The organism is Moraxella ovis, assembly GCF_900453105.1.
In the GTDB taxonomy this organism is placed as follows: Bacteria; Pseudomonadota; Gammaproteobacteria; order Pseudomonadales; family Moraxellaceae; genus Moraxella; species Moraxella ovis.
In genome coordinates this window covers 1,934,937-1,957,864 of sequence record NZ_UGPW01000001.1, presented here as the reverse complement: position 1 = coordinate 1,957,864, position 22,928 = coordinate 1,934,937, and the positions used below count along the sequence as shown (strand labels likewise).

At 44.1% G+C, this 22,928-nt stretch carries 27 protein-coding genes, 2 tRNA genes and 1 pseudogene; 12 read left to right on the top strand and 18 right to left on the bottom strand.

What is annotated here, in order from left to right; all coding sequences use genetic code 11:
- Window positions 1-3: 3 nt before the first annotated feature.
- The 4 genes and pseudogenes from DYD54_RS09380 to DYD54_RS09365 form a co-directional block, all read right to left on the bottom strand.
- Window positions 4-315 carry a hypothetical protein gene (locus DYD54_RS09380; protein ID WP_063514667.1) on the bottom strand — a complete coding sequence of 104 codons (312 nt, stop codon included), beginning with the start codon at window positions 313-315 and terminating at the stop codon, window positions 4-6.
- A gap of 71 nt (window positions 316-386) precedes the next feature.
- Complete coding sequence (locus DYD54_RS09375) at window positions 387-698, bottom strand: hypothetical protein (RefSeq protein ID WP_063514666.1); 312 nt, start codon at window positions 696-698, stop codon at window positions 387-389.
- Window positions 695-1,953: pseudogene (locus DYD54_RS09370) on the bottom strand (Arm DNA-binding domain-containing protein). Before DYD54_RS09370 ends, DYD54_RS09375 begins: the two are co-directional and overlap by 4 nt.
- Before the next feature lie 12 nt (window positions 1,954-1,965).
- A complete protein-coding gene (locus DYD54_RS09365) occupies window positions 1,966-2,181 on the bottom strand; it encodes a hypothetical protein (protein WP_063514663.1) in 216 nt (71 codons plus the stop codon).
- 117 nt (window positions 2,182-2,298) lie between these two features.
- Here DYD54_RS09365 and DYD54_RS09360 point away from each other — a divergent pair, with 117 nt between their 5' ends.
- Entirely contained in the window at window positions 2,299-2,514 is a 216-nt protein-coding gene (locus DYD54_RS09360) for a helix-turn-helix domain-containing protein (RefSeq protein WP_063514662.1), read from the top strand.
- A 214-nt stretch (window positions 2,515-2,728) separates the two neighbouring features.
- On the opposite strand, the gene DYD54_RS09355 is transcribed toward DYD54_RS09360, so the two are convergent.
- Window positions 2,729-2,804, bottom strand: a tRNA-Gly gene (locus DYD54_RS09355).
- A gap of 23 nt (window positions 2,805-2,827) precedes the next feature.
- Window positions 2,828-2,903: transfer RNA gene (locus DYD54_RS09350), tRNA-Gly, on the bottom strand.
- A 375-nt stretch (window positions 2,904-3,278) separates the two neighbouring features.
- Here DYD54_RS09350 and pgsA point away from each other — a divergent pair.
- Window positions 3,279-3,926, top strand: a complete 648-nt coding sequence (pgsA, locus tag DYD54_RS09345; RefSeq protein ID WP_063514661.1) for a CDP-diacylglycerol--glycerol-3-phosphate 3-phosphatidyltransferase — start codon at window positions 3,279-3,281, stop codon at window positions 3,924-3,926.
- A gap of 38 nt (window positions 3,927-3,964) precedes the next feature.
- Here pgsA and DYD54_RS09340 read toward each other — a convergent pair whose 3' ends face one another.
- From DYD54_RS09340 to nadR, 3 genes are read right to left on the bottom strand one after another with little or no spacing between them, the layout of a single operon-like run.
- Complete coding sequence (locus DYD54_RS09340) at window positions 3,965-4,393, bottom strand: Mpo1 family 2-hydroxy fatty acid dioxygenase (protein ID WP_063514660.1); 429 nt, start codon at window positions 4,391-4,393, stop codon at window positions 3,965-3,967.
- Window positions 4,394-4,427: 34 nt separating this feature from the next.
- Complete coding sequence (gene pnuC / locus DYD54_RS09335; RefSeq protein ID WP_036365642.1) at window positions 4,428-5,171, bottom strand: nicotinamide riboside transporter PnuC; 744 nt, start codon at window positions 5,169-5,171, stop codon at window positions 4,428-4,430.
- An 11-nt stretch (window positions 5,172-5,182) separates the two neighbouring features.
- Window positions 5,183-6,193: a multifunctional transcriptional regulator/nicotinamide-nucleotide adenylyltransferase/ribosylnicotinamide kinase NadR gene (gene nadR / locus DYD54_RS09330; RefSeq protein WP_063514659.1), complete on the bottom strand. Its 1,011-nt coding sequence runs from the start codon at window positions 6,191-6,193 to the stop codon at window positions 5,183-5,185.
- Window positions 6,194-6,444: 251 nt separating this feature from the next.
- Here nadR and DYD54_RS09325 point away from each other — a divergent pair, with 251 nt between their 5' ends.
- The 4 genes from DYD54_RS09325 (at window position 6,445) to glyS (ending at window position 10,280) form a co-directional block, all read left to right on the top strand.
- Window positions 6,445-6,687 (top strand): PspC domain-containing protein, encoded by a 243-nt coding sequence (locus tag DYD54_RS09325; protein ID WP_063514658.1) that lies wholly within the window; start codon window positions 6,445-6,447, stop codon window positions 6,685-6,687.
- A 106-nt stretch (window positions 6,688-6,793) separates the two neighbouring features.
- A complete protein-coding gene (glyQ, locus tag DYD54_RS09320; protein ID WP_063514657.1) occupies window positions 6,794-7,735 on the top strand; it encodes a glycine--tRNA ligase subunit alpha in 942 nt (313 codons plus the stop codon).
- Between the two features lie 38 nt (window positions 7,736-7,773).
- Entirely contained in the window at window positions 7,774-8,109 is a 336-nt protein-coding gene (locus DYD54_RS09315) for a hypothetical protein (protein WP_063514656.1), read from the top strand.
- Window positions 8,110-8,186: 77 nt separating this feature from the next.
- Window positions 8,187-10,280, top strand: a complete 2,094-nt coding sequence (gene glyS / locus DYD54_RS09310) for a glycine--tRNA ligase subunit beta (RefSeq protein ID WP_063514655.1) — start codon at window positions 8,187-8,189, stop codon at window positions 10,278-10,280.
- Between the two features lie 85 nt (window positions 10,281-10,365).
- On the opposite strand, the gene DYD54_RS09305 is transcribed toward glyS, so the two are convergent.
- Window positions 10,366-13,320, bottom strand: coding sequence for an insulinase family protein (locus tag DYD54_RS09305; RefSeq protein WP_063514654.1), 2,955 nt, complete (start codon window positions 13,318-13,320; stop codon window positions 10,366-10,368).
- 584 nt (window positions 13,321-13,904) lie between these two features.
- Between DYD54_RS09305 and DYD54_RS09300 the strand changes: the two genes are divergently transcribed.
- Window positions 13,905-14,258: a hypothetical protein gene (locus tag DYD54_RS09300; RefSeq protein ID WP_147285091.1), complete on the top strand. Its 354-nt coding sequence runs from the start codon at window positions 13,905-13,907 to the stop codon at window positions 14,256-14,258.
- A 280-nt stretch (window positions 14,259-14,538) separates the two neighbouring features.
- Here the strand turns inward: DYD54_RS09300 and DYD54_RS09295 are convergent, their stop codons facing one another.
- On the bottom strand, window positions 14,539-15,729 hold the full coding sequence (locus tag DYD54_RS09295) for an RNA-guided endonuclease InsQ/TnpB family protein (RefSeq protein WP_063514652.1): 1,191 nt from the start codon (window positions 15,727-15,729) through the stop codon (window positions 14,539-14,541).
- Window positions 15,726-16,340 (bottom strand): IS607 family transposase, encoded by a 615-nt coding sequence (locus tag DYD54_RS09290; RefSeq protein ID WP_063514651.1) that lies wholly within the window; start codon window positions 16,338-16,340, stop codon window positions 15,726-15,728. The genes DYD54_RS09295 and DYD54_RS09290 overlap by 4 nt, the downstream gene beginning before the upstream one ends.
- Window positions 16,341-16,431: 91 nt before the next feature.
- Between DYD54_RS09290 and DYD54_RS09285 the strand changes: the two genes are divergently transcribed.
- Window positions 16,432-16,788: a DMP12 family DNA mimic protein gene (locus tag DYD54_RS09285; RefSeq protein ID WP_063514650.1), complete on the top strand. Its 357-nt coding sequence runs from the start codon at window positions 16,432-16,434 to the stop codon at window positions 16,786-16,788.
- Between the two features lie 101 nt (window positions 16,789-16,889).
- Here the strand turns inward: DYD54_RS09285 and dtd are convergent, their stop codons facing one another.
- The 3 genes from dtd to DYD54_RS11465 all read right to left on the bottom strand — a co-directional run bounded on the left by dtd (window position 16,890) and on the right by DYD54_RS11465 (window position 18,285).
- On the bottom strand, window positions 16,890-17,327 hold the full coding sequence (dtd, locus tag DYD54_RS09280) for a D-aminoacyl-tRNA deacylase (RefSeq protein ID WP_063514649.1): 438 nt from the start codon (window positions 17,325-17,327) through the stop codon (window positions 16,890-16,892).
- Between the two features lie 164 nt (window positions 17,328-17,491).
- Complete coding sequence (locus DYD54_RS09275; RefSeq protein WP_218563657.1) at window positions 17,492-17,932, bottom strand: PACE efflux transporter; 441 nt, start codon at window positions 17,930-17,932, stop codon at window positions 17,492-17,494.
- A gap of 35 nt (window positions 17,933-17,967) precedes the next feature.
- On the bottom strand, window positions 17,968-18,285 hold the full coding sequence (locus DYD54_RS11465; protein ID WP_167541399.1) for a hypothetical protein: 318 nt from the start codon (window positions 18,283-18,285) through the stop codon (window positions 17,968-17,970).
- Window positions 18,286-18,390: 105 nt separating this feature from the next.
- On the opposite strand from DYD54_RS11465, the gene asd reads away from it, so the two are divergent.
- From asd to DYD54_RS11455, 4 genes are all read left to right on the top strand, one after another.
- The gene (gene asd / locus DYD54_RS09265) at window positions 18,391-19,227 is read left to right on the top strand and encodes an archaetidylserine decarboxylase (protein ID WP_063514648.1); all 837 of its coding nucleotides are present in this window, start codon (window positions 18,391-18,393) and stop codon (window positions 19,225-19,227) included.
- Between the two features lie 165 nt (window positions 19,228-19,392).
- The gene (locus DYD54_RS09260; RefSeq protein ID WP_063514647.1) at window positions 19,393-19,674 is read left to right on the top strand and encodes a type II toxin-antitoxin system RelB/DinJ family antitoxin; all 282 of its coding nucleotides are present in this window, start codon (window positions 19,393-19,395) and stop codon (window positions 19,672-19,674) included.
- A 6-nt stretch (window positions 19,675-19,680) separates the two neighbouring features.
- Window positions 19,681-19,830 carry a hypothetical protein gene (locus DYD54_RS11460; RefSeq protein ID WP_157079197.1) on the top strand — a complete coding sequence of 50 codons (150 nt, stop codon included), beginning with the start codon at window positions 19,681-19,683 and terminating at the stop codon, window positions 19,828-19,830.
- Complete coding sequence (locus tag DYD54_RS11455) at window positions 19,827-19,970, top strand: hypothetical protein (protein ID WP_157079196.1); 144 nt, start codon at window positions 19,827-19,829, stop codon at window positions 19,968-19,970. Before DYD54_RS11460 ends, DYD54_RS11455 begins: the two co-directional genes overlap by 4 nt.
- A gap of 332 nt (window positions 19,971-20,302) precedes the next feature.
- On the opposite strand, the gene DYD54_RS09250 is transcribed toward DYD54_RS11455, so the two are convergent.
- The 3 genes from DYD54_RS09250 to ygfZ form a co-directional block, all read right to left on the bottom strand.
- Window positions 20,303-20,752, bottom strand: a complete 450-nt coding sequence (locus DYD54_RS09250) for a hypothetical protein (protein WP_063514645.1) — start codon at window positions 20,750-20,752, stop codon at window positions 20,303-20,305.
- Between the two features lie 130 nt (window positions 20,753-20,882).
- Window positions 20,883-22,202 (bottom strand): D-amino acid dehydrogenase, encoded by a 1,320-nt coding sequence (locus DYD54_RS09245; protein ID WP_256594041.1) that lies wholly within the window; start codon window positions 22,200-22,202, stop codon window positions 20,883-20,885.
- Window positions 22,195-22,914 carry a CAF17-like 4Fe-4S cluster assembly/insertion protein YgfZ gene (ygfZ, locus tag DYD54_RS09240; protein ID WP_063514644.1) on the bottom strand — a complete coding sequence of 240 codons (720 nt, stop codon included), beginning with the start codon at window positions 22,912-22,914 and terminating at the stop codon, window positions 22,195-22,197. Before ygfZ ends, DYD54_RS09245 begins: the two co-directional genes overlap by 8 nt.
- Between the last annotated feature and the right edge of the window lie 14 nt (window positions 22,915-22,928).

Genomic DNA, 22,928 nt, shown 5'->3' with positions numbered 1-22,928 from the left:
CAGCTAAAAGGGCGCATTTATAAACGCTTCACAGCTTCGACAATAATAACCAGCATCAGTATTGGGTCTGTGATAATAAGGCGGGTTTACTTCGTAGTATTTACCGCAGCCTTGGCATTGTATTGCGCTGTCATAGACCCTCACATCAAGCAATAGCCTGCTTAAGCTTTCAGGGCTTGCCTCATGATCACTACACAGCTTAACAATCGCTTTGGCACTGTCTTCTTTAGGATTGATCACATGCTCAAAGTATGCTTGGCACAGTGCTTTTTGTTCTTGTGTTACATATGATTGAAATACATAATGAATGGTCATGTTAATTTCCTTTGGTTTAAATCTATTTAAATAAAGTATGTTAATTTAGGATGGTTTAGCTTTACATCACATCAGTCAAGCTCATGGCTTGGCAGATGAGTGATAAGCTCATCTCTTAACGCCAGATAAAGACTGTCATCATCATAAAGCTGTCTGTCTTTGATTTGATGTAGCTGTTCTTTTACCCATGTTAATACTGCCTCATGGTTGTTTAAGTAGTTAGGCACCTCTAAAAACATGCCCGTGCCAAATCCTCGTTGAATCTGCAGCTCTTTAATTACTCTTTTTGTAATCTTAGATGAAAGCCTGATCACATCTTGATGATCCTTCATGTCTTTTAAGACATCGGTCAATAGCATATTGCTTGATAGATGATTTATCATGCCGTCACCTCCTCATCTTCGTGATTATCCCATGTTAAATCGTTGGTATCTGGCTTGGGTAAATTTGCCAAATAAAACGCATCTTTACCATGTTTGCTTTGCATCAACAGTGCATGAAAGGCGCTGTCATCTTGTCTTGTGGCATTAGGTACGTAGCGACTGTAGACTTTAAAGAGCATCATGGTGTTAACATGACCCATCTGTTTGGCTATCCACTCTGGCGCCTCTCCTGCTGCCAGCCATAGCGTGGCTGCTGTATGACGCGTCTGATGGGCGCTTCTTGCTTTTAGCCTTAAAAACCTTAAAGTAGGATGTCAGACCCTGCGATTTACGTTGCGATAGCTAAGTGGTTCACCATCACGGGTGCAAAACACAAATTCAGACTTATCAAAGGTCACTTTCTTTTGTGCCAAGAGTGCTTCATATACAAATGGAGCCATGTCAATCTCACGAGAGGATTGATGGTCTTAGGAGGGCCCATCACACCATTGACCAGCGCCTGTCTGATTTTGATTTGGCGCTTCTCAAAGTCTACATGCTCCCACGTCAATCCATCAATTTCACTGGTTCGCATTCCTGTAAAGAATCGGACGATGTAGTAGTTTTTAAAGTCAGCTCTGACCGCACCAATAAAACGCCACACTTCATCAATACTCAGCGGTGTGATGTCACTTTTTTCAACCTTAAGCTGTCTGATGTCAACGGTAGGATCATTAAAATTGTAGCGTTTTGACACTTCTTTTAGTATCATGTACAAAGTTGCCATGATTGAGTTAATTCTGGTAGCTGACTGGGTGTGTTTGGTCGTTTTGTGGGTCACTTTGGCGAGAGAAGCACGAAACGCCAACACATCCGCTCTATCTATTCTTGATATGGCACGCTTATCAAAGACAGGTATTAAATACTTATTGATGACGATTCTAAGCTTTTCTTGATAAGTTGCCCGCCATTCAATACACCTTTCATTAAACCATTGCCAAACAAACTCTCCAAAGAGTGGTGCGCCACTTTGTAAGTTTTGTCGTCTTTCACCCAGCTCTTCAAAATAGTCAACCTTGTCGCTTTTTGGGAAATACTGCTCATAACTAAAACTGCCAAGCAATATTTCAGCCTCCATTCTCTCTAGAATCTTTGCAAGCTTCTTTCGATTGGCAGGTGTGTCGGTTAGATTGGTTTTTTCTCGGCAGCGTGTGTTCATATAGGTAAAATCGATAAAAAGGAACGAACTACCCTTTCTAGTTCTAATACTAGCCATAGTGCCTCCCTATTACTGTAATGCCATACAAAGTGAAGAATGATTGAAATGCTCCGCCATGTCTTTTTCGATTCGCTCCCAGATGTACAGGATTTTACGACCGCCAAAGGGACGTATGTAATGCACACCTTCAAGCAAAACACTGTCTTTTAATTGGTTACGAATGGTTCTCTCATCATACTTGATGCGATGGGAAAGCTCTTGAGTTGTGAGGTAGGTTTGTGTCATAATAACTCTCCATTTGAGATAAAGTTTTCATTAGTGATATCTTTGTTATCACTAATGATTATATCTTATAAAATTATCATTTGAAATTATTTTTTTATCATTTATAGGATTTTTTTGATGATTAAGCTTAATTTACCAGTTTTATTTGCCCAAAAAGGCATACGAGTAGCCGATGCAGATCGAATGTCAAAATTAGGACGATCTACATTGTATAGAATGTACAACAACGAAGTGACTCGTATAGATTTTGAATCTCTGAATAAGCTTTGCAAGTTGTTAGACTGCACACCGGGAGACATCATTATCTATGAAAAAGATGATGAGAATGAATAAAAAATAGGCGAAATGAAAAATGAGAGTTGGTGTCAATTCAGGCTTTTTAAAAAATATGAAATTTTCACGATGGTCATGTTTTGGTCACGCAAAGCTCTAAGCACGAATCGCCTCTCTTTCCCTGAGTAATTTTTTATAAATAAATTTTTATTATAACCTATTGAATTTAAACAATAAAAAAGCCTAAATCTATCGATTTAGGCTTTTTAGAATTTGGAGCGGGAAACGAGATTCGAACTCGCGACCCCAACCTTGGCAAGGTTGTGCTCTACCAACTGAGCTATTCCCGCAATGTTGCGATGTATTGAAAATTTGGAGCGGGAAACGAGATTCGAACTCGCGACCCCAACCTTGGCAAGGTTGTGCTCTACCAACTGAGCTATTCCCGCAATTTTCAAGATTGTCAATTCAACAAATCATTGCATGGGTGCGTATTATATAGATTTTTATTCATACGTCAAGATTTTTTTGATAAAAATATAAAAAATTTTAGTAAAATTTTAAAAATATCATTAATTTCAATCAGTTATACTTTTTAAAAAATTAAAAAAGCCCACCAAAAACAAAACATGGCGGGCTGAGGAAAACTATCAACAAGTCTTAGATATAGATATGGGGGCGATATCCATATAATCAAGCTAAAAGCCATGATTGGTCGCCCGAACAATAAAAAATGACAAATAAATTGGCAAAAATCATCAAAAGTAAGGTATCATAAGCCCAAAATTATCCACCCAACAGCCAAGCAACGAGCAAAGTCAACCATGACCCAATCAAGCCACGCCAAGGACACCATCTTTAACCTGCCCAATAATCTGACCATCGCACGCATCGTGACGATTCCGCTTTTTATTGCCATTGCTTATTGGCCGCCTGCGCTTGGTATCGGCGTTCCTGCCATTCCTAATAACGCCATTGCGCGACTTGGGATGCTTGAATACAGTGACAGCATGTTGCGGCATTTTTTATTGACTTTTTTGTTTATTTTGGCGGCGATTACTGATTGGCTGGATGGATATTTGGCGCGTAAGATGAACATTACTTCTGCCTTTGGTCGATTCCTGGATCCTGTGGCGGACAAGCTGATGGTCGCTGCCGCGCTCATCATTTTGGTGCAGTGGCATCCTAACATCGTCATGGCAACCTGTGGCATCGTCATCATCTCGCGTGAGATCGCGGTGTCTGCACTTCGCGAATGGATGGCAGAATTGGGCGCAAGAACCAGCGTGGCGGTATCTTATGTCGGTAAATTAAAAACCACCTTCCAGATGATCGCCATCTCAGTGCTGCTGCTAAACTGGCAAAGTCTAGAGATTCTAGGTTACATCCTGATGATCATCGCGGTGGTTCTGACGCTGTGGTCGATGATGATCTACCTAAAAGCCGCTTGGCCTTATCTAAAAAAACCTTAGAAAAAACCCATCATCGCGATGGGTTTTTTTGTTGACGTTTAAGCTCTTTTAAATAAATTCATGGCAACCCAAGCAGGCCCGATGAGTAAAAACTGCAAATCCTCAAAGAAAGACGGCTTAGCCCCTTCTATCTTATGCCCGACGAACTGCCCAATCCACGCTACCACGAAGATGGCAATCCACACGCCAACATGCCAATTAACCAAAAGCACAAAGCCAACACACAGCGCAATGAATACCGCCATCGCCAAGAACAGCGATAAGGATAATCTAAGATAGAACCACAGCACACCGACAGCAGTCACAGCCATCAATATCGGGCTAATATTCATGATCAAAGCCACAATGGTCAAAAAAATCACAGGCACGCAGATGACATGAATGAGCTTATTGGTGTGGTCTTGATGGCTGACCGCGTATTCATCAAGCCACGACTGTAGCGATTTATTACTTACGAATAACGACATACAAACTCCTTTTTATTCATCAATCAAGCAGCAATTATGACTGCTGCTCGCTTCTTTGCCAACCGTACAATCCCACAACGGCATTAATCTGATACACCATGGTCTGAATGGCGAAGATGATGTTGCCCGACATGATATTGACAATCAGCCACACGAAATTCACACCGATCCACAGCCACCAGTTGAACGAATAACGCAGAATCATCGTCACCTGAGCCGTGATAGACAGCACGAACGCCACCACGTTAATCCAAAAGAAGCTCACCCCAAAGAACCGACTGCCATCATCTTCGATCACGCCATAACCCTGGGCGATGAGCCATTCATTAATCACAGGAAACAGCATCAGCCCGACCGCGACGAATACAGCCGTTACACCCCAGATGTATTTGTTGGCGGTCTTGGGAATCATGTTGCCATCATCATCGGTGTGCCCACGCCAATTAATCATGCCATAGACATGGGTAAAAAAGTTAAACATCGGCGCAAGCATTAGCCCGACCGCGCCAGACGTGCCCTGTACGACAACCTCGCCTGCCGTCGCCAGCACGCCTAAGCCATTGCCAACCAGATTCTTACGAAATGACAATCCCACCACGCATAAAAGCCCGATGATAGACACGCCAAAATAGAACCAATCCAATCCTGAATGTGCTGTGGTACGCCAAAATCCGGTAAACAGTGCTGCCGCCCCGAATATGAACCAAGTCAAAATCCACTGCTTGGTCCAATCCTTCTCACCAAAACCTGTGATATTATCCAAAAATGCAATCTTCATCCTACCCTCACTCATTGCACGCTGTCATGCGTTAATCTAAGCACATGATCATCAATATATCGAACCGCTTGCAGATATCTTTGGTGATAATCATCATCGTCTATCATATAAGGCGATATCCCGTGTCGCTCGAGCACCGTTAATAATCTTGTGGCGAATTGAGAACGCTGCTTTTGACTGCCTAGGCGGCGCATGCCATCCGCCACCCATTTGACATTATTGTCCAGATAGATGGTGTGATCCATGCACATCTCATCGGCCAATGCTGTGACCACAGGATGGGTACGCCCCTCGTATTCTTCACAGAATGCCTGCGTGGTCACAAAGTCCGTGTCCACCAGCACGATCGGTGCTGTGGCGTGTTTTTTGGCATCTAGGATGGCGCGTGCATGATTCACTGCGATGGCTGTATAATCTACATACTGAAGACCGACCTCAGTGCCACCCAGATCACTGTGCGTGTATAGCCGCCCCATCTCCAGCGCAACTGTCGCCCCGTAGTGATTGGCAAGCTTATGCACTAAGGTGGTCTTGCCCGAACTCTCACCGCCAACGATACACACCGTCTGCACATGGTCGGACTTGGCGGACGGTGCTAATTTATCAAAGTATAAAATGGGATTGGCGCCAATATCTAATTTATCATATTCATTGGTGACCAGCGCTGATTTGCCATCCGTGTCTTTTTTGATGAATGTGATCACATCAGCATCAGCAGAATCAGTAGCCACCTTGGCTAGCACCTGCTGAATCATCGACTCATCGGGCAGATCCCCTTGTACATAATCACCTGTTACGGGTAGCTCAAGACTGTCCGATGTATGCACCTTAATAAAATCAAAATACTCACACGCCACCTGCACCCATCGAGCCTTATCCTGCAAGGTCTGGGTATGATACTGATGCTCGCTGGGCGTGACAATGATGTGCAATGTGTCGCACCGCCCTGCAGCGATGTTAATGTCCTGAAGATGTCCCAAATGCAGCGGCTCAAACCGTCCCATCAAAAGCCCTATACTCATGAAAATCCTTGTATTCCAAAAAATTACGACGCCTTATTAAAGACTAAAAAATTTAAAAGATTTGTCATTATAACAAATTTCCACACCGCCCACGACAAAAGTCCAAAAAGATTACAAAACAACAAAACGCCGCTTAACGCTTAGCATTTGGGTTTTGTAGTGCTTTGGTAACTTAGGCTGATTTTAAATTGAAAATCGCACTAACAAGCCTCAAATTAATAGCAAGTCAATGAATTTTTTAAGGAATGATCATGACCAAAATGACAAAATTACACCGCTCAACCAAACACCGCTTATTAGCAGGCGTACTTGGTGGCTTTGCAGAATATCTGGGCTGGTCACCAACCACCGTCCGCGTGTTGTTTTGGGCGGTCATTATCTTTAGCGCAGGCGTTACCTTGCCTGTGGCATTATTCGCCTATCTGGTGATGTGGCTAGTCATGCCTGAAGCCACACCTGCTTCATATGCCATCGAGCACGAACACCGCTACTAAGCTACCTTATTAACAAAAACCACGTGAAAACGGTGGTTTTTGTTTTTTGTCATTGGTAAATTATGCTAAAATACGGATAAATTTTTAGCCATAAAAGTGACTAATCATGAAAACACCATTAACCTTTCAGCAAATTATCCTAACTCTACAAAACTACTGGGCAGAGCGTGGCTGTGTGGTCTTGCAACCTTATGACATGGAAATGGGGGCAGGGACGTTTCATACCGCCACATTTTTGCGTGCTTTAACGCCCGAAAAATGGAACGCTGCCTACGTTCAGCCGTCTCGCCGTCCCACAGACGGGCGTTATGGCGACAACCCCAACCGCTTGCAACATTATTATCAATTCCAAGTCGTCTTAAAGCCAAACCCTGCCAATATCCAAGAGCTGTATTTGGGTTCTTTGCAGGCGTTGGGCATTGATACACTAACCCATGACGTGCGTTTTGTGGAAGACAACTGGGAGAGTCCAACTTTGGGTGCGTGGGGGCTTGGCTGGGAAGTGTGGCTAAACGGCATGGAGGTTACCCAGTTTACCTATTTTCAGCAGGTGGGCGGGATTGAGTGTTTCCCTGTAACGGGCGAGATTACTTATGGCTTGGAACGCCTTGCCATGTACATTCAGGGTGTGGACAGCGTCTATGATTTGGTGTGGACGGACGGCGAGTTTGGGCGTGTTACCTATGGCGATGTGTTTCATCAAAACGAAGTGGAGCAATCTACTTATAATTTTGAATATGCAGACGTTGCCAAACTCTTTGAATTATTTGACTTTTATGAGCATGAAGCCGACCGCTTAGTGGGTGTAAATCTGCCCCTGCCTGCCTATGAAATGGTGCTAAAAGCGTCTCACAGTTTTAATTTGCTTGATGCACGAGGGGCGATTTCGGTCACCGAACGCCAACGCTTTATCCTACGTGTGCGGACATTGGCTCGTAAAGTGGCGGTCAGCTATGTGCAAGCTCGTGCTAAACTGGGTTTTCCTCTTGCTGATGAAGAACATAAAGCAGAAGCTCTTGAAAAATGGCTTGCCAAAGAAGAAGATTGATTTGACCATCACAACCTTTTTATTAACTAGGACGCATCATGAACACCAAATTGATTAAATCACTATCTGTATTATCACTTATCGCTCTTTTGACTGCTTGTGGTTTTGGTGGTAATAATGATAATGACAATAACGAACGTGAAAACGACCGCACCAAATATTCCGACCGTCAAGACCGTGATAATGACGATGACAGAAATGACAATCGTGACAATCAAAATGACGACCGTCGTGATAATGATGGCGATGATGACCGCAATGACAATCGTGATGACCGCAATGAGCATGATGATGAGAGAAATGACAATCGCAATGACGACCAAGACGGCGACAGAGATAACGATCGTGATAATGACGACGATGACAAAAATTAATACCAAATAAATATCATATCGGTTATTGATAAAAACCTGTATCGTGTTTTATAGTTAATTAAATGTAAAAGGTTAAAATGAGCACAATCCTATTTGAACTTGGCACCGAAGAATTGCCGCCAAAATCCCTAAAAACCCTACAAAATGCCCTATACGACCATGTCAAAACGGCATTGGGCGAGCAAAACATCGCTTTTGATGACATCAAGGCATTCTCTGCCCCACGCCGTTTGGCACTACTTATCAAAGGCGTGGGTGACTATCAGCCTGACCGCACCGAAACCAAAAAAGGCCCAAACATCAAGGCAAGTTTTGACGCTGATGGGAATTTGTCTCGTGCAGGGCAGGGCTTTTTGCAGGGGCTTAACGCAAACGGCTTAAACCTTACCAAAGACGATTTAGTCACAATCAGCGACAAAAAAGGCGAATATGTCGCTTATACGCTTACCATTAAAGGCGAGAAAGTTACCAACCTGATGCCAAGCCTTATCCAAAAGGCATTGGACGACTTGCCGATTGCCAAACGTATGCGTTCTGGGGCGAGCAAGGACGAGTTTGTCCGTCCTGTACAATGGGTGGTACTCATGGCGGACGATACTGTCATTCCTGCACGCATTTTAGGGCATGACACAGGCAGGCAGTCTCGTGGTCATCGCTATCACGCCCCTGATTTTTTTGTGATTGACCATGCCGAGAATTATGAAAGCCTGCTTGCCGAGCGGTTTGTGGTGGCGGATTTTGCCAAACGCCAAGCGAACATTGTCGCCCAAGTCCAAAAACTCTCCGATGAAATCGGTGCGACCGCCATTGTCCCTGATGAGTTGCTTGACGAGGTTACCGCCCTTGTGGACTATCCTGTTGCCTTGCGAGCCAGTTTTGAAGAGCGTTTCTTAGCCGTTCCCCAAGAAGCCCTTATCAGCACCATGCAAGCCGACCAAAAATATTTTTGCCTCACGGACGATAACGGCAAGCTAAAACCCAACTTTATCTTTGTCAGCAACATTGACAGCCTTGATAAATCTGCGGTGATTTTGGGTAATGAAAAAGTGGTACGCCCACGCCTGTCGGACGCTGAATTTTTCTTTTTGCAAGACCAAAAACGTCCGCTTGCCGACTTTGCCGAAACCCTAAAAACACGAGTGTTCCAAGACAAACTTGGCACGATTTGGGAAAAGGGCGAGCGTATTGCCAAACTGTCCGCCTTTATCAGCGAAAACTTGCGTCCGCACGGCTGGGACGTGCCGACCGATGATGTGGTGCGAGCGGGGGTTTTGGCGAAGGCGGATTTGGCGACCACGTTGGTGGGTGAATTCCCCGAATTGCAAGGCATTGCAGGGACGTATTATGCCCACAAATCAGGCGAAAAAGCGGACGTGGCGAACGCCATTGCCGAGCAATACCTGCCCAAATTTAGTGGCGATGAATTGCCAAAAACACCAATCGGTATCGCCCTTGCCTTGTCCGACCGCCTAGACACTTTGGTGGGGATTTTTGGCATTAACGAAGCTCCAACAGGCTCAAAAGACCCATTTAGCCTAAGACGGGCAAGCATTGGCGTTCTGCGTATTTTGATTGAAAATAAATTGCCATTAAACCTAGCAAGCCTTGCCCACGAAGCCATTAAAAATTATGGCAATAAAATCAATAACATGAGCGAGACCTTTAATGCCGTCATGGAATTTGTCAGCTCACGCTATCGTGCCATGTATACCGAGCAGGGCGTGAATGTGGACACCATTCAAGCGGTGCAAGCGATAAATCCGCACATGCCCCTTGATTTTGATGAGCGTATCCGTGCGGTGCAGGCGTTTCGTGCGTTGCCACAGGCACAGGTGCTGGCAGAGAATAATAAACGTGTTGCCAATATCCTTGCCAAAGCCGACAACGTGGGCGAGAATGTAGATGAGAGCCTATTGACCGAGACGGCAGAAAAGGCGTTGTATCAGGCGATTCTAAGCGCCAAAGAGATGGTGAAACCCTTGCAGGACAATGCCGATTATCAAGGGGTATTGACCGCCTTGACCGCCTTGGCAAGCCCATTGACCGATTTTTTTGATAATGTCATGGTAAATGCCGATGATGAAAATCTCAAAAACAACCGCCTAGCCTTGCTTGGGCAGGTGCGTACGCTGTTTTTGAGCGTGGCGGATATTGGGGTGCTTCAAAGCTAATCTGCATGCCACATCAAAAAAGCCTTGCAAGACGCAAGGCTTTTTTATGATACCGATAAATCCGCCAATAGATGGATTTTATTGATCATGCCAATTTTTTGATCTTAAATCCAAGCTCTGCCATTACAGATTCTTGCTCTAGTGGTGCAAGACTGGCCTTGGTGCATGGCTTATCTTTTAGGTAGGTTTGTGCGACACGCTTTAGATCATCGACACTTACTGCTAGGATTTTGGCACGCAGCGCCTGCTGATATGCCTTATCACGCCCATGCAGCTCACCAAAGCATGACTTAACCGCCTCGCCCGCTGGGGATCCAGGCTTGTCCATGCCTGCGATGATGCCCAAAATCGCCTCTTCAAGCTTTTCATCATCATGATCGTTATCAAGCAGCCAATCAATGCTTGCCATGAAGTGATCAAAAGTCGCAACGCAGTTCGGATCGCGATAGCTGTAGAATTTAAATGCTGCTGCATTCGCATCAAAGCTAGCCCCGCCGCCATACGCTCCGCCTTTCTCACGGATGGCGGCATGCAGATAGCCATTACGCAAGAATGGTGCAAGCACCATCAGCGCAGGCGCATCATCGTCATCCGATGTGGTCGCAGCATAGACGGCAGCATTATGATAGACATTGGTTGAGATGAGCCAAGCAATGTCATCTTGAGCGTCATCCTCGATGATGCCTGTCAAAGCATCAAAAGGCAGCGGCGACGTCGATTGTTCACCAGATGCCTTGCGATTCTTCAAAGTGCTGGTGATCTTATCGCTGATCACGACTGCAGAGTCGGACTCGCAGACTAAGATCACATCCTTAGGTAGGCTGGTGATGGCATTATGCAAGGCTGCCAAACGCGCACATAAGACCTCCCATTTATCTTCATTCTCATCCGCTAAGAACACCTTTAACGCACTTAGTGCAGGTAAGCCTGAAAAGGCATATTCAATCTTAGCAAGGTGACTCATATTGCGACTGGCTGTCTGCATGGCATAAGCATGACCTGCACCCGTCAGACGTGATTGCCAGTTGGTTTGTTTTTGTTGTAGAAGCTCACGAATGCGATCCGTCTCGGTGAATATCGTCTCATCCAGTACTTCACTCACCAGATTAACGGCGTCTAGTTTGCGGTTAAGCGCACGGGTCGCCACCACAAAATAACTGCTCATCTTGTCTTTATCCGCCACATCGGTTCGCTGACTGATGCGCGCCGTCACCCCCGATGAGCACGCTGCTTGCACCGCTTGGAATTCACGCGCGTCATGCTGATGCGTCCCCACCTCTGACAGTAGCGTCAGATAAATTGGCAGCAATGGGTTATTTAAAATATCGTCAGCGGCATCGCCCAGATCAGCGACCACCTGATAATAATACAGCCCATTCGTGCCCGCATGATATTCATACAACGTGCGCGTGTCGCCGTCGATGTTGATGGGTTTTTTGATGGCGTGTGTAAAGGCAACATCACTTGGAACGTCTGACAGACCCACTTTCGGCAGTAAGTTCACATCATCAATCATCGCTTGGCGCGCCTGCAGTTCAGCAGTTTTTTGTTGGATGGTGGCACGCGCCTCGTCGCTAAGTGCCTCATTGAGCTGGTCAAGTGCCGCCCGCTCATCATCGATGAGCCTTTGGGCTTTGTCTTTGTCAGGTGAAGCAGTTAGGCGCACGCGATGTGGGTTGTCGATCAGATGTTTTTTGATGAGTGATGGCACGAATTTAGGATCCTTCGCCTGCTGTCTTAGCCAGGTCAGATGCTCATCAATCTGCCACACATCCAGCGGATTACCACCGTGCACCACCGTGCTAAACGCCTCAAGCATCAGCGTCAAGCCATAAGGCATGCTGTCACCACCGATGTGTCTTTGGTCAAGCTCTATCTGATGTAGCACCGTCTCGATGGTCTCATCATCAACGCCTTCTGTGGCGACTTCTGAGAGTAGGTCTAAGATGCCTTGCTCCACATCATCGGCATATTCGACGTCCGAGCCTCGCACACCAGCATAGAACACCATCTCATAATGACTGTCATCTAAGCCAAGCAGAGGACTTGGCGCCACAGACTGTGGATAACTCTCAAGATAAGCACGCAGTGGAGAACCTGAGTGCTCCACCAAAACCCCCTCCATCAGACGCAGTGACAATCTTTCACGGGGGTCGCTGATGGTTGGTAATAGCCACGACAGCACATGGTGGGTCATCTGTTTGCCGTTATTATCAGCGGTATAAGTATCAAAGGCTTGTACAGGCTGGGTCAGGCGTTTCTCTAGGGCTGAGGTGAACTTTTTGCCCACCTTGGGACGGCTGATGTCATCAAAGCGCGCCAACACATCATTCTGTAATTTGTCCTGAATGTCTTTGGCAGGAATGTCCCCAAAGCTCATCACGATGGCGTTCGATGGATGATAATGCGCCTGATGGAATTTCACCAGATCGTCATGGGTTAGATTAACAATGTGCTTAGGATCGCCACCAGAATTATAATGATAGGTCGTCGTCGGGAACAGATGATGCGTCAGTGCATAATACAGCTGATCGATCTCACCGCTCATCGCGCCCTTCATCTCATTAAAGACAATGCCGTGATATTGTGGCTTGCCCGCTCCATCCAGTTCAATGCGGATACCCTCTTGGGCAAAATCCAGCTCATGAATATTGGGGAAAAAACACGCATCCACATACACAGACAGCAGATTAAAAAAATCATTCTTGTTCTGAGTGGCGAACGGATAAACCGTCCAATCCGCTGCCGTCATGGCATTCATGAATGTCTGCAAGGAACGCTTAATCATGCTAAAGAACGGATCGCGCACAGGGTATTTTTCAGAGCCACACAGCACCACATGCTCCAAGATATGCGCCTCACCGCGCGATGTCATCGGCTGTGTGGCAAAACCGATCATCAGTGCATTCTCATCATTATCACATGCCAGATGATAATGCATGAGCCCAGTTTCTTTGTGGCGATAATATGCCACATCAATGTTTAGTGCGTCGATTTTCGTTGTTGATATGAGCTCAAAAGCAGGATTGTTGGCGGTCATGAGTATCCTTAATAATTGTTCGTATGCATGAATAAAGTCATCAAAAATCGCTAGTTTAGCATAATTAATTCAAGGTGTTGAGATTAAAATCACCATACCCCATTTAATGCCGTCAAAATAAAAGATCGCAAGTGGTTTAGCTTGCGATTTTTATATTTATCGAAGGTTTAAGATAAGGGGCTGTACTGGTATAACATTGATGTTGCTATAGTACAGCCCCAAACTTTTTAAAAAAGCAATATCAACAATAAATCCCATTGTGTGAATTAAACTTATAAAATCCAAGACCCACCACTACAGTGCAGCAGAATGTGCATCACGCACCAATATGTTTTTAGGTATTGCAATTGGTGATAATTTTGGATAAATTTGCAGGGGGTAAATTGCAATTTTACCTTGTGAAATCATCAAATTTAGGATTTTTGGTGGTTGGTGCAGATTCGCTGAAAGTGAGATGAATGTGTTTGATGTTAATCCAGAAATTATTGAAAGAGTTCTTGAGGGTGCTTAGCACTTAGAAACTTTAGAGCATTATCAAGAAGATAAAGAATACTATGCTTTGGACTTCTCTAAAGAAGAAAAATGTGAAATTCGCCATAAAAAAATGGTTAAAGAATGGAGATGGTCGCAGCTGGAGAAATAATGAAAAACCTATTTATAAAGAGGGTTTGCGTTATGCGATTACTAAAGATGGATATTTAAATGCTGATGTATGGCTGCCAGGTATTGACTATGTGCCCATAGAAGGCGTTCATAACGAAACACACTCACAAGAATTTGATAGATTATACAAAAATTTCCTACTTATCCTATGGGGCAAATGGTTCAATGAACCCTTTGTAGAAGCTGATTTGTCTAATTATAGAGTTAGGATAGATGATGAATTTGTTCGGTTTCCGCATATGCCTAAATTATGGAAAGAGTCGATTTATAAATAGATAAGTCATAAAGTGAAACAAACCATCATTTCAGATGGCTTACATCTCTTTTTGTGGATTTTACAGGCGACACCACACCACCTAAGTCATCAACAGTTCCGTAGGGCGTGTATCCTGCAAGACTAATGTTAGAAACCGTTCCAAAAAACCTACCCAAACCTACCCAAAGGCAAATTTAGCGTTTTCTTTCTACTTCACCGTTGTTTGCCTTATTCGTTTGAACTTGGACTTACATCAACTCCATAGACTGACACGGTGGAACTCACCGCCTTTTTAACTGTTAGACAGTTAAAACTTTTGTTGCATTGTTTAAAATATTGATACTGGCATTTATATCACGGTCATGTTGTTTGTGACAGCTAGGGCATTGCCAGTTACGCACATTCAAAGTCAAATCCGCTTTTGCCATAATAAAACCACAATTTGAACAAGTTTTAGAGCTTGGATAAAACCTATCCAATTCTTTGATGGTCTTGCCCCATTGATTTGCTTTGTAGATGAGTTGCCTTTTAAGTTCATAAAACCCTAAATCATTGATAGTACGGCTTAGTTTGCGATTTTTTACCATGCCTTTGATATTTAGGCTTTCAATACAAATCACATCAAACTTTTTAACCAAGTTGGTACTAAGTTTGTGTAAAAAGTCTTTTCTGATACAACTGATTTTGTAATACAACCGTGAGAGCTTGGTTTTCACTTTTTCACGATTTTTAGAGCCTTTTTGTTTACGGCTAAGTTGTTTTGATAATCTTTGAAGTTTTTTAAGTTTATTCTTTAAAGGTTTTGGTGCTTGTATCTTTTCTCCTGTTGAAAGTGTGGCAAGGTCGGTAATGCCTAAATCAATGCCAACAGCATTACCTGTTTTAAGAGTTTGATTGGTTTTAAGTTGTTTGGCTTGTGTGTTATTGTCCAGTTCAACCGCAATGGATACAAACCATTTACCACCTTTTGTAAAGACTTTGGCGGATAAAATTTTCCCTTGATGGCGTAAGTTTTCACGCATTCTTACCAAACCTAAATTGGGAATTTGAATAAAAGGTTTGTCTTTGTTGAGTTTTAGCTTAAATTGGTCATTGGATAGGCTAAATCTGTCGTTCACACCTTTTTTGCGAAATCGGGGATATTTGCTTTCGCCTTTAAAAAAGCGTTTGAATGCGTCTCCTAGTTGCATAATGGCAAGTTGGGGAGAGCATTTGGTTACTTCCATCATAAAGGGAGATTGGGTGCGTTTGATGGCGTTAAGCTGTTTTCTTAATTTGCCTTGTGTGGGTTTGTTGAGTTTGCTTTCGTCAATTGGTAGGTTCTTTGCTAAACAGTCATCACGATATTGTTTGTCTTGTTCGTATTGCCTTTTCCACTCCGCCAATGCCCAATTATAAGCAAATCTGGCAACACCGCAAGCCTTTTTAAAATAAGTGGCTTGTTTGTTATTGGGTTTTAGTTCAATGATGTGTCCACGAATGGCGGTCATTCTAACACCGCCTTAACAGCTTCTAACACTTTTTTATTTTTCTTACTGCATGAACCATACAGACGAGCGGAAAATACGGTGATGATTTCTAACACATCTTGAGCAAGCTCTTCTTCAAAGGATAGGTTTTCGCCTTGATTGATAATGACAACTTCCACATTCTTTCTTTCGCATAGAGCGAAGATCAGTTCCGAACCAAAGCGTAATAGGCGGTCTTTATGGGTTAAAACCAATCTGCCGATTTCATTGTTTAATATGCCGTCAAGCAGTTGTTTAAGTCCTTTTTTGTGGTAGTTCATGCCAGAACCCAAATCATTGATGACCTCATAAGTCCAGCCTTGTTTGGCACAGTAGAGTTCTAAAACTTGGATTTGACGCTCTAAATCGTCCTTTTGGTCGTGGCTGGATACTCGTGCATAGGCAATGGTTTTTCGGTCTTTGTTGCCTATGCCATGCAGTAGGTTTGGGTTGATTTTACTAATATCGTAACGTCTGTGTCCTTTAGGTGTTCTTTCGGCAACAAGCACACCACTTTCGTCCCATCTGCGTAATGTTGAGATGGACACACCAAGTTGTTTGGAAGCTTCGTTGATACTAATTAATCTATTCATAATTACACATTATAGAGTAGATTTAGGTAGACTTTAAGTAGCTGTTTTTTGCCCTGTTAATAGCAAACTCATATTAAGGATGCAGACGGTGATGAATTTTAAATCATGTCCTATTCTTTGCTTACCAAAAGGTATGGAAATAGAAGAATTTCATGAGATGATTGATTGGGCTTACAAAAATAAAGACGAGAAAACCGTTCTTATCTTAGATGAAAAAGACGTTCGGTATTATCAAGATAGGGGCTTATGGGAAATCATATCCAATGAAACGGGAAATTGGCTGTTTGGAATCCATGAAGACGATTGGATTTTTGATTTTGATGTCATGCAAAATATCATTGATTCAATTTTCAAAAATAATTTTCTTATTGATGATAACATTAGCAAAATATTATTTATATTGGATTATGCAATCAAAAACAAAAAATCAGTTGTTTTTTATTTATAATCCGTAGGTTGGGCTCTCAAACAAAACCCAACATTTTCCAAAATTTAATTTATTGGCTTGTGCTATCTAGCCCAATCTACGAGCTAATTTTATATCAACAATCACACGTCAAGCAAAAAATTAATCGGGCCGTCATTGACCGCCATGATCGCCATATTCGCCCCAAATTCACCTGTGGCAACGCTTGGATAGGCTTGTTTGGCATAATTTACCAACTTATCAAACAACGCCCTTGCATCATCTGGGGGCATGGCAGGGGCAAAATCAGGACGGCGACCCTTGTTGGTTTTTGCCATGAGCGTAAATTGCGACACCAGTAGCAAGCCACCGCCCACATCGGATACTGATTTGCCCATTTTGCCGTTGCCATCTTCAAAAATGCGATAGGCGATGATTTTATCCACCAGTCTACACGCTTTATCAAAATCATCATCTTTGCCAATGCCGATATAGGCAAGCACGCCTGATTGGATTTGTCCGATGATTTGACCGCCCACATTGACATGGGCGGACTTAACTCGTTGGATTAGGGCTTTCATGGGTTTTTCCTTTGGGTTGGGTTTAAATGGAATTGTCGGGGTGATTTATTTTTGGTAGAATTTATTCTAGTGCAAATTATGATTTTTGGGCGAATAAATTGCCCCTACACGCCCATATTATTGCAAAAATTATTTTAATGGAACAATGCCAAATTTTAACCATTTTAAAAATTACCTTGCCCGTATCTTATACCGCACCCAATCATACCCCCAATTAAAAAGTAGCATATATACCCAATCACCGCCACCACGCCAATATCCATAACAAACGCCATCCACAGCGAGGCATCTAGGGCGTAGGCAATCATCGGCACGGTTGCCAAAAACAGCCCACCTTCAAACAAGCCCATATGAACAAGGCGAGTGCCAAGCGAGCGGTAAAGGCGTTCGCCCGTTACCACTTTGTCAAACAAAAAATTAAACACCATGTTCCACACCACCGCCAGCACCGAGATTGCCACCGCCAAGCCTGTAGCGTGGGCATGGCTATGGTTGTCGCCAAACAGGGCAAAAACAGCCACCGTCAGCCCAATCGCCCCAATCTCAAACAGCATGGCATGAAATAGGCGTTCTTTGGCGGTCATGGGATTGGGGGTGTTTGGCATAAAATTTGGCTAAAAAACAGTTATTATACCAAACATTAACCCGCCGAAAAATTGGCAAACAGCACCTTTTTATCGCCATAATAAAACTCATCATTGATAAAAATCTGACACGCCACGCCACAGCAATGCCAACTGCTACCGACTTTTACGGTAATTTTGGTGTCATTGACATAAAAATCTTTGGCAAATCCAAATCTTTTAAAATTACTCCCTTTGTAGTAATGCACCTGTTTGCCGTCTATGATGATCTCTTCTGTGGTCTGACCCAGAAAATTCCAACCATTATTAACAACAATGTCCATGCCGTCATAGGTGGTTTGCCATGTCTTTTTAAAGGTTTTTGCAAACGTCATTTTGAGCATTTTTATCTGCCTTATTAAAAAAAAGAAGTCCTTATCTTAACAAAAATACGTTACAATAGCGTGGTTGATTTGTTATTTTAACTGTAAGGCATGAATATGAACCTATTTACCCTAGCCCAAAACTTAGCCCCACAGCAAACCCTATCCGAAGTGGCAGGCTACCTTGCCAAAAGCCAAAATCCGTACATCAAAAAAGCCTTTGTCCATACCTTTGCCAAGGCTTACAACATTGATTTGACAGAATATGAACGTGGCAATTTGGACGATTATGAGAGCTTCAACGACTTTTTTACTCGTGAATTAAAGAGTGGTATGCGACCGATTGACGAGACGGCAGACGGCATTGCCTGCCCCGCTGACGGTAAAATCAGCCAAATCGGAGCAATCACAAACGGGCAACTTCTCCAAGCCAAGGGGCGAGATTATGACGTGGGGCAACTTTTGGCGGATTTTGAGCTGGGTAAGGCGTTTGCGGACGGCTCATTTGCCACGATTTATCTTGCCCCCACCAACTACCACCGTGTGCATATGCCGTTTGACGGTACGCTACTTGCCACACGTTACGTGCCAGGTACGCTGTTTTCGGTCAATAACACCACCGCCGAGAACGTGCCTGACCTGTTCGCCCGTAACGAGCGGTTGGTGTGCGAATTTGACACCGCTTTTGGGCGTGCGTGCGTGGTGCTGGTTGGGGCGATGATTGTGGCGGGGATTGAGTCTGTGGCGACAGGGGCAATCAAACGCACGCCCTACATTCAGCACCGCACGCATGACATCACGTTCAAAAAAGGTGATGAGCTTGGGCGGTTTTATCTGGGTTCTACCGCCATTATCGTGCTACCAAAATCGGCAAATACCACATGGGGCGATGAGTTTGTATATGGTAAGACGGTGGTAATGGGGCAGAGGATTGGGGCGGTTACACAGTCTTAATTTATCAGTTAAATTTGCCAAAATGGTAGGGTGCGTACTATGCACCATTTGCCCAATCATTACAACTTGGCATAAATCAAACAGATGGCTTGATTTATGCCGATTTTCATTTTAAAATAAAGAAAAATCGTTAGATTGTCATTAGTTTTATAAGGAAAAATAACGATGAGCAATAATTTTAACATGAGTTTTGACCCTACCGCCAAAGAACAATTTGCCAAAGTGGTTGGTGAATATGGCTTGACTGTGCCACAAGCATTTAAATTATTTGCCAATCAAGTCATTAAAACAGGGGTTATCCCTTTGTCCTTTGATTGGGCGAAAAACGACAAAATCCCCACCGACAAACTGCTAAACGCCATTAGCGAGTTGGAGCAGGGCGATGTGTTGACCTATGACAGCTTGGATGATTTTGTTAAGGCGTACGACACCACCTCCAAATCATAACGTGCCATGAAAAAAATCATCACCACACGCCAGTTTGATAAGGATTTAAAGGCTTTGGGTTTATCAAGCGAGCTGATAGACGTATTGCACGCCCTAATCCATGACACGCCCCTGCCGACTATCTGGCGGACGAGATACAGGGCATTTTGGGCTTGACGGTGGATGTCGGTGAGATGATTGGTAAATTTAAACTGAGCCAAAACCGAGAGCAGGGCGATTTTGACAGCGTGGTGCAAGGCTTGACCGATAGCGGACAAGTGGGGCTGGCGAGATCGGTTGCTCGGACAAGGGGGTAGGACGATTGCGGTAAATTAGGCTGTGCGGTACTAATCCAATTTAAGAAGATCTTTATTTTTCAATGATGAAAATTTGCAAAGCAACTTTTTCATAAGATTTTCCCGATTCGTCCGTGATGTTTTTATCGACTGCTAAAAAATATACCGTATATCGCTTGTTGTATTGGTAGAAATTTTCACAAATCCATGCAGGGACATAGACTTTACAATAAGATTTAATGATGGCGTACTTAGCCCCAATTACCATCTTCAATGTGCCACTATAGTATCTAGCAAATTCCGGTATCTTCTTATCTTGGGATATATTGATGCTTAAAATATGTCCAAAAGAATTATTGATAATATCTTAAAATTTGACCTTCCAAACAATAAAGAATTTCCGGGAATTCTTTGTGTTTTACAATAAGTTCGCTTTCATCATCCTTTGTTAAAAGCTGTGTCACTCCTTGGCTGATATTATGACGAAATATAATGGCTTTATGCATGGTGACATCTCTATTTTTTGAAGTTTTGCTATTTAGTAAGGCAATAGTTGTTTTAAGTTCGCGATTCTCTTGTTTTAAACGGTTAACTTCGTGCTGTAGTTTAATAGAATCTTTGTCTGCCGAACTATTTAGTAGTTGCTCTGCTTTGTTTACTTGATTTTTCAAATTGGTAAAAATTTGCTGCCATCTTTCATCAGAAATAAAATGCCTATTTTCTGGTTTTGCTAGATAATTAATAGAGTTTATGCTATCATGTAAACGCTCCAAAATATCTTCATAGTATTTTGCTAATGCCATATTTTACCTAAATAAATATTTATGGATATGTTTGGGATTAAATAAAAGACACAGTGACAAGATGTCGGCGCTGGCGTTGTTGCAAAGATATTAATTGGATCAACAAATATCTTTGTCATAGAGAGAACCACTACAACCCTATCAAATCAAACATCAGATTAGGTTCGTCGCCCGCCATGAGATGAGTCAATGCTTTGGCGGAGCCGCAGGCGTGCGTAAAGCCAAGCGTGCCATGACCTGTGTTCAGCCATAGATTATCCAGTGTCTCCCCTGTCGAGCCGTGACGTACCTGCCCGAAGTGTGCCTGTCCGATGAGTGGCACATTGGACGGTGTCATGGGGCGCAGTCCTGTCCAGTAATTTGGCTCATCATAACTTAACGCATCGCCGAACAGAGATCGAACGCGGCGGGTCAAGGCATGACAGCGCGTCTTATCGAGATCCGTATTATAGCCGTTAAATTCTGCCGTGCCTGCCACACGCAGCACATCACGCTGATCGGAGGTAAAGCGGCTTATAACGAGCTTATATTCATCATCGATCAGGCTGACTTGTGGCACTCGAGCGCCATCAAGCACCTGATAGGTGGCTGAATAGCCCTTAGCAGGAAAAATCGGTAAAAACACCCCAATCGCATCAAGTAATGCCTTGCCATGACTTGCCAGACAGACGACATAATGGTCGCTTTTATGGGTGATGGTGTTGTCTTTGTGGGTTAGTGTCAGATGGGTGATGGTGCCGTTGGTCTGATGGATGCTATCGATGTGCGTATCATGTAGGAATTTGACGCCTTGTGCTTGGCAGCGCTTGGCGAGCTCACGGGTGAATAGATGAGCGTTACCAGACAGATCGGCATCAGTATAAGTCGCCCCTACTAAGGCATCACCCAGCATGCCAAGTGCAGGCTCGATGTGCCGAGCTTGATCGGGGCTGATGAGCGTGCGATGACAGCCCAATGTCTGCATTCTCTGAGTGGGCGTGATTGCGGATTGATATTCTGCATGACTGGTATAAAAGTGCATGATGCCCTGTAGCCGCTGTTCAAATGCCAATGGCAACTTTGCCATCAGATCCTTTAGCGCATCACGAGAATACAGCCCCAAATTGACCATCTGCACCAGATTGGCGTCGGCACGCTTGGCGGTGCATTCTCTTAAGAATCTATAGATGAATCGCATCTGTTCTATGTTGCCATTGATGCGATAAAGCAGAGGCGCATCGGGCTGGCTGAGCCATTTTAGGGCTTTTAGAGGGGTGCTGGGATTAGCCCATGGCGTAGCGTGGCATACTGAGATCTGACCACCATTGGCGAAGCTGGTCTCCATGGCGGGCAGGTTTTGGCGGTCGATGACCGTTACATCAAAGCCTGCTTGAGACAGATACCAAGCGCTAGTGACACCCGTAACGCCCGCACCGAGCACCGTAACGGTTGGCTTATTGGTATTAGCCACGCGCCACATCATCCATAAGCTTATCGGGCAAGGGTAAAATCTCCCCGATTTCCGCTACATTCTCAGGCGAGCCAATGACTAGGGCGTCAAAGCCACCATCGGTAGGTACGCTATTGACGATTTGTACTTTGCCAAGTTTATCGCCATCATTTGTCTGTTCTGTGAGCAGGATACGGTGCAGGTAGGCTTTTGGGCTTGCCTTGAACCACAGCCGGGCGATGATCTCTTGCCCTAGATAGCAGCCTTTATCATAGTCCACGCCCCCACGCTGGTGTAGGCGCAGCTCTTGGGGTTGGAACAATCCTTGGGTTGCTTTGGTGATCCAATAGTTGCCTGTTTGGATGCTTAAGCTTGTCCAATTCTGAGCATCGGCTTGATCGGCATCATCACTAAAGGTTGGCTGACCATGCTCTATAGCAGGATAAATGGGCGCGACATCAGACTGGGTGAATTTAGAAAATGCGCCGTATTTTTTGATGTGTGCGGTCAGATCGCTCATGCAGTCTGCTGAGGTGACGAGCGCGAAAGACTCATCGTCAATTCGTCTCACCCATAGCCCAAACTGCACGCGACCCTTTAGATCGCTGATGGCGCAGGGCGAAAAATCATCGGTTAATTTTTCGACATTGATGGTTAATTGACCTTGTAAGAATTTGGTGGCGTCTTTACCGATTAGGGTGACTTGCTCAAAAGTGGGGATTGTCGTTGTCATGATTGTGTCTTATT

Coding starts and splice junctions, on each gene's coding strand:
- DYD54_RS09380 (WP_063514667.1), bottom strand. CDS start 315: ATGACCATTCATTATGTATTTCAATCATATGTAACACAAGAACAAAAA.
- DYD54_RS09375 (WP_063514666.1), bottom strand. CDS start 698: ATGATAAATCATCTATCAAGCAATATGCTATTGACCGATGTCTTAAAA.
- DYD54_RS09365 (WP_063514663.1), bottom strand. CDS start 2,181: ATGACACAAACCTACCTCACAACTCAAGAGCTTTCCCATCGCATCAAG.
- DYD54_RS09360 (WP_063514662.1), top strand. CDS start 2,299: ATGATTAAGCTTAATTTACCAGTTTTATTTGCCCAAAAAGGCATACGA.
- pgsA (WP_063514661.1), top strand. CDS start 3,279: ATGACCCAATCAAGCCACGCCAAGGACACCATCTTTAACCTGCCCAAT.
- DYD54_RS09340 (WP_063514660.1), bottom strand. CDS start 4,393: ATGTCGTTATTCGTAAGTAATAAATCGCTACAGTCGTGGCTTGATGAA.
- pnuC (WP_036365642.1), bottom strand. CDS start 5,171: ATGAAGATTGCATTTTTGGATAATATCACAGGTTTTGGTGAGAAGGAT.
- nadR (WP_063514659.1), bottom strand. CDS start 6,193: ATGAGTATAGGGCTTTTGATGGGACGGTTTGAGCCGCTGCATTTGGGA.
- DYD54_RS09325 (WP_063514658.1), top strand. CDS start 6,445: ATGACCAAAATGACAAAATTACACCGCTCAACCAAACACCGCTTATTA.
- glyQ (WP_063514657.1), top strand. CDS start 6,794: ATGAAAACACCATTAACCTTTCAGCAAATTATCCTAACTCTACAAAAC.
- DYD54_RS09315 (WP_063514656.1), top strand. CDS start 7,774: ATGAACACCAAATTGATTAAATCACTATCTGTATTATCACTTATCGCT.
- glyS (WP_063514655.1), top strand. CDS start 8,187: ATGAGCACAATCCTATTTGAACTTGGCACCGAAGAATTGCCGCCAAAA.
- DYD54_RS09305 (WP_063514654.1), bottom strand. CDS start 13,320: ATGACCGCCAACAATCCTGCTTTTGAGCTCATATCAACAACGAAAATC.
- DYD54_RS09295 (WP_063514652.1), bottom strand. CDS start 15,729: ATGACCGCCATTCGTGGACACATCATTGAACTAAAACCCAATAACAAA.
- DYD54_RS09290 (WP_063514651.1), bottom strand. CDS start 16,340: ATGAATAGATTAATTAGTATCAACGAAGCTTCCAAACAACTTGGTGTG.
- DYD54_RS09285 (WP_063514650.1), top strand. CDS start 16,432: ATGAATTTTAAATCATGTCCTATTCTTTGCTTACCAAAAGGTATGGAA.
- dtd (WP_063514649.1), bottom strand. CDS start 17,327: ATGAAAGCCCTAATCCAACGAGTTAAGTCCGCCCATGTCAATGTGGGC.
- DYD54_RS09275 (WP_218563657.1), bottom strand. CDS start 17,932: ATGCCAAACACCCCCAATCCCATGACCGCCAAAGAACGCCTATTTCAT.
- DYD54_RS11465 (WP_167541399.1), bottom strand. CDS start 18,285: ATGACGTTTGCAAAAACCTTTAAAAAGACATGGCAAACCACCTATGAC.
- asd (WP_063514648.1), top strand. CDS start 18,391: ATGAACCTATTTACCCTAGCCCAAAACTTAGCCCCACAGCAAACCCTA.
- DYD54_RS09260 (WP_063514647.1), top strand. CDS start 19,393: ATGAGCAATAATTTTAACATGAGTTTTGACCCTACCGCCAAAGAACAA.
- DYD54_RS11460 (WP_157079197.1), top strand. CDS start 19,681: ATGAAAAAAATCATCACCACACGCCAGTTTGATAAGGATTTAAAGGCT.
- DYD54_RS09250 (WP_063514645.1), bottom strand. CDS start 20,752: ATGGCATTAGCAAAATACTATGAAGATATTTTGGAGCGTTTACATGAT.
- ygfZ (WP_063514644.1), bottom strand. CDS start 22,914: ATGACAACGACAATCCCCACTTTTGAGCAAGTCACCCTAATCGGTAAA.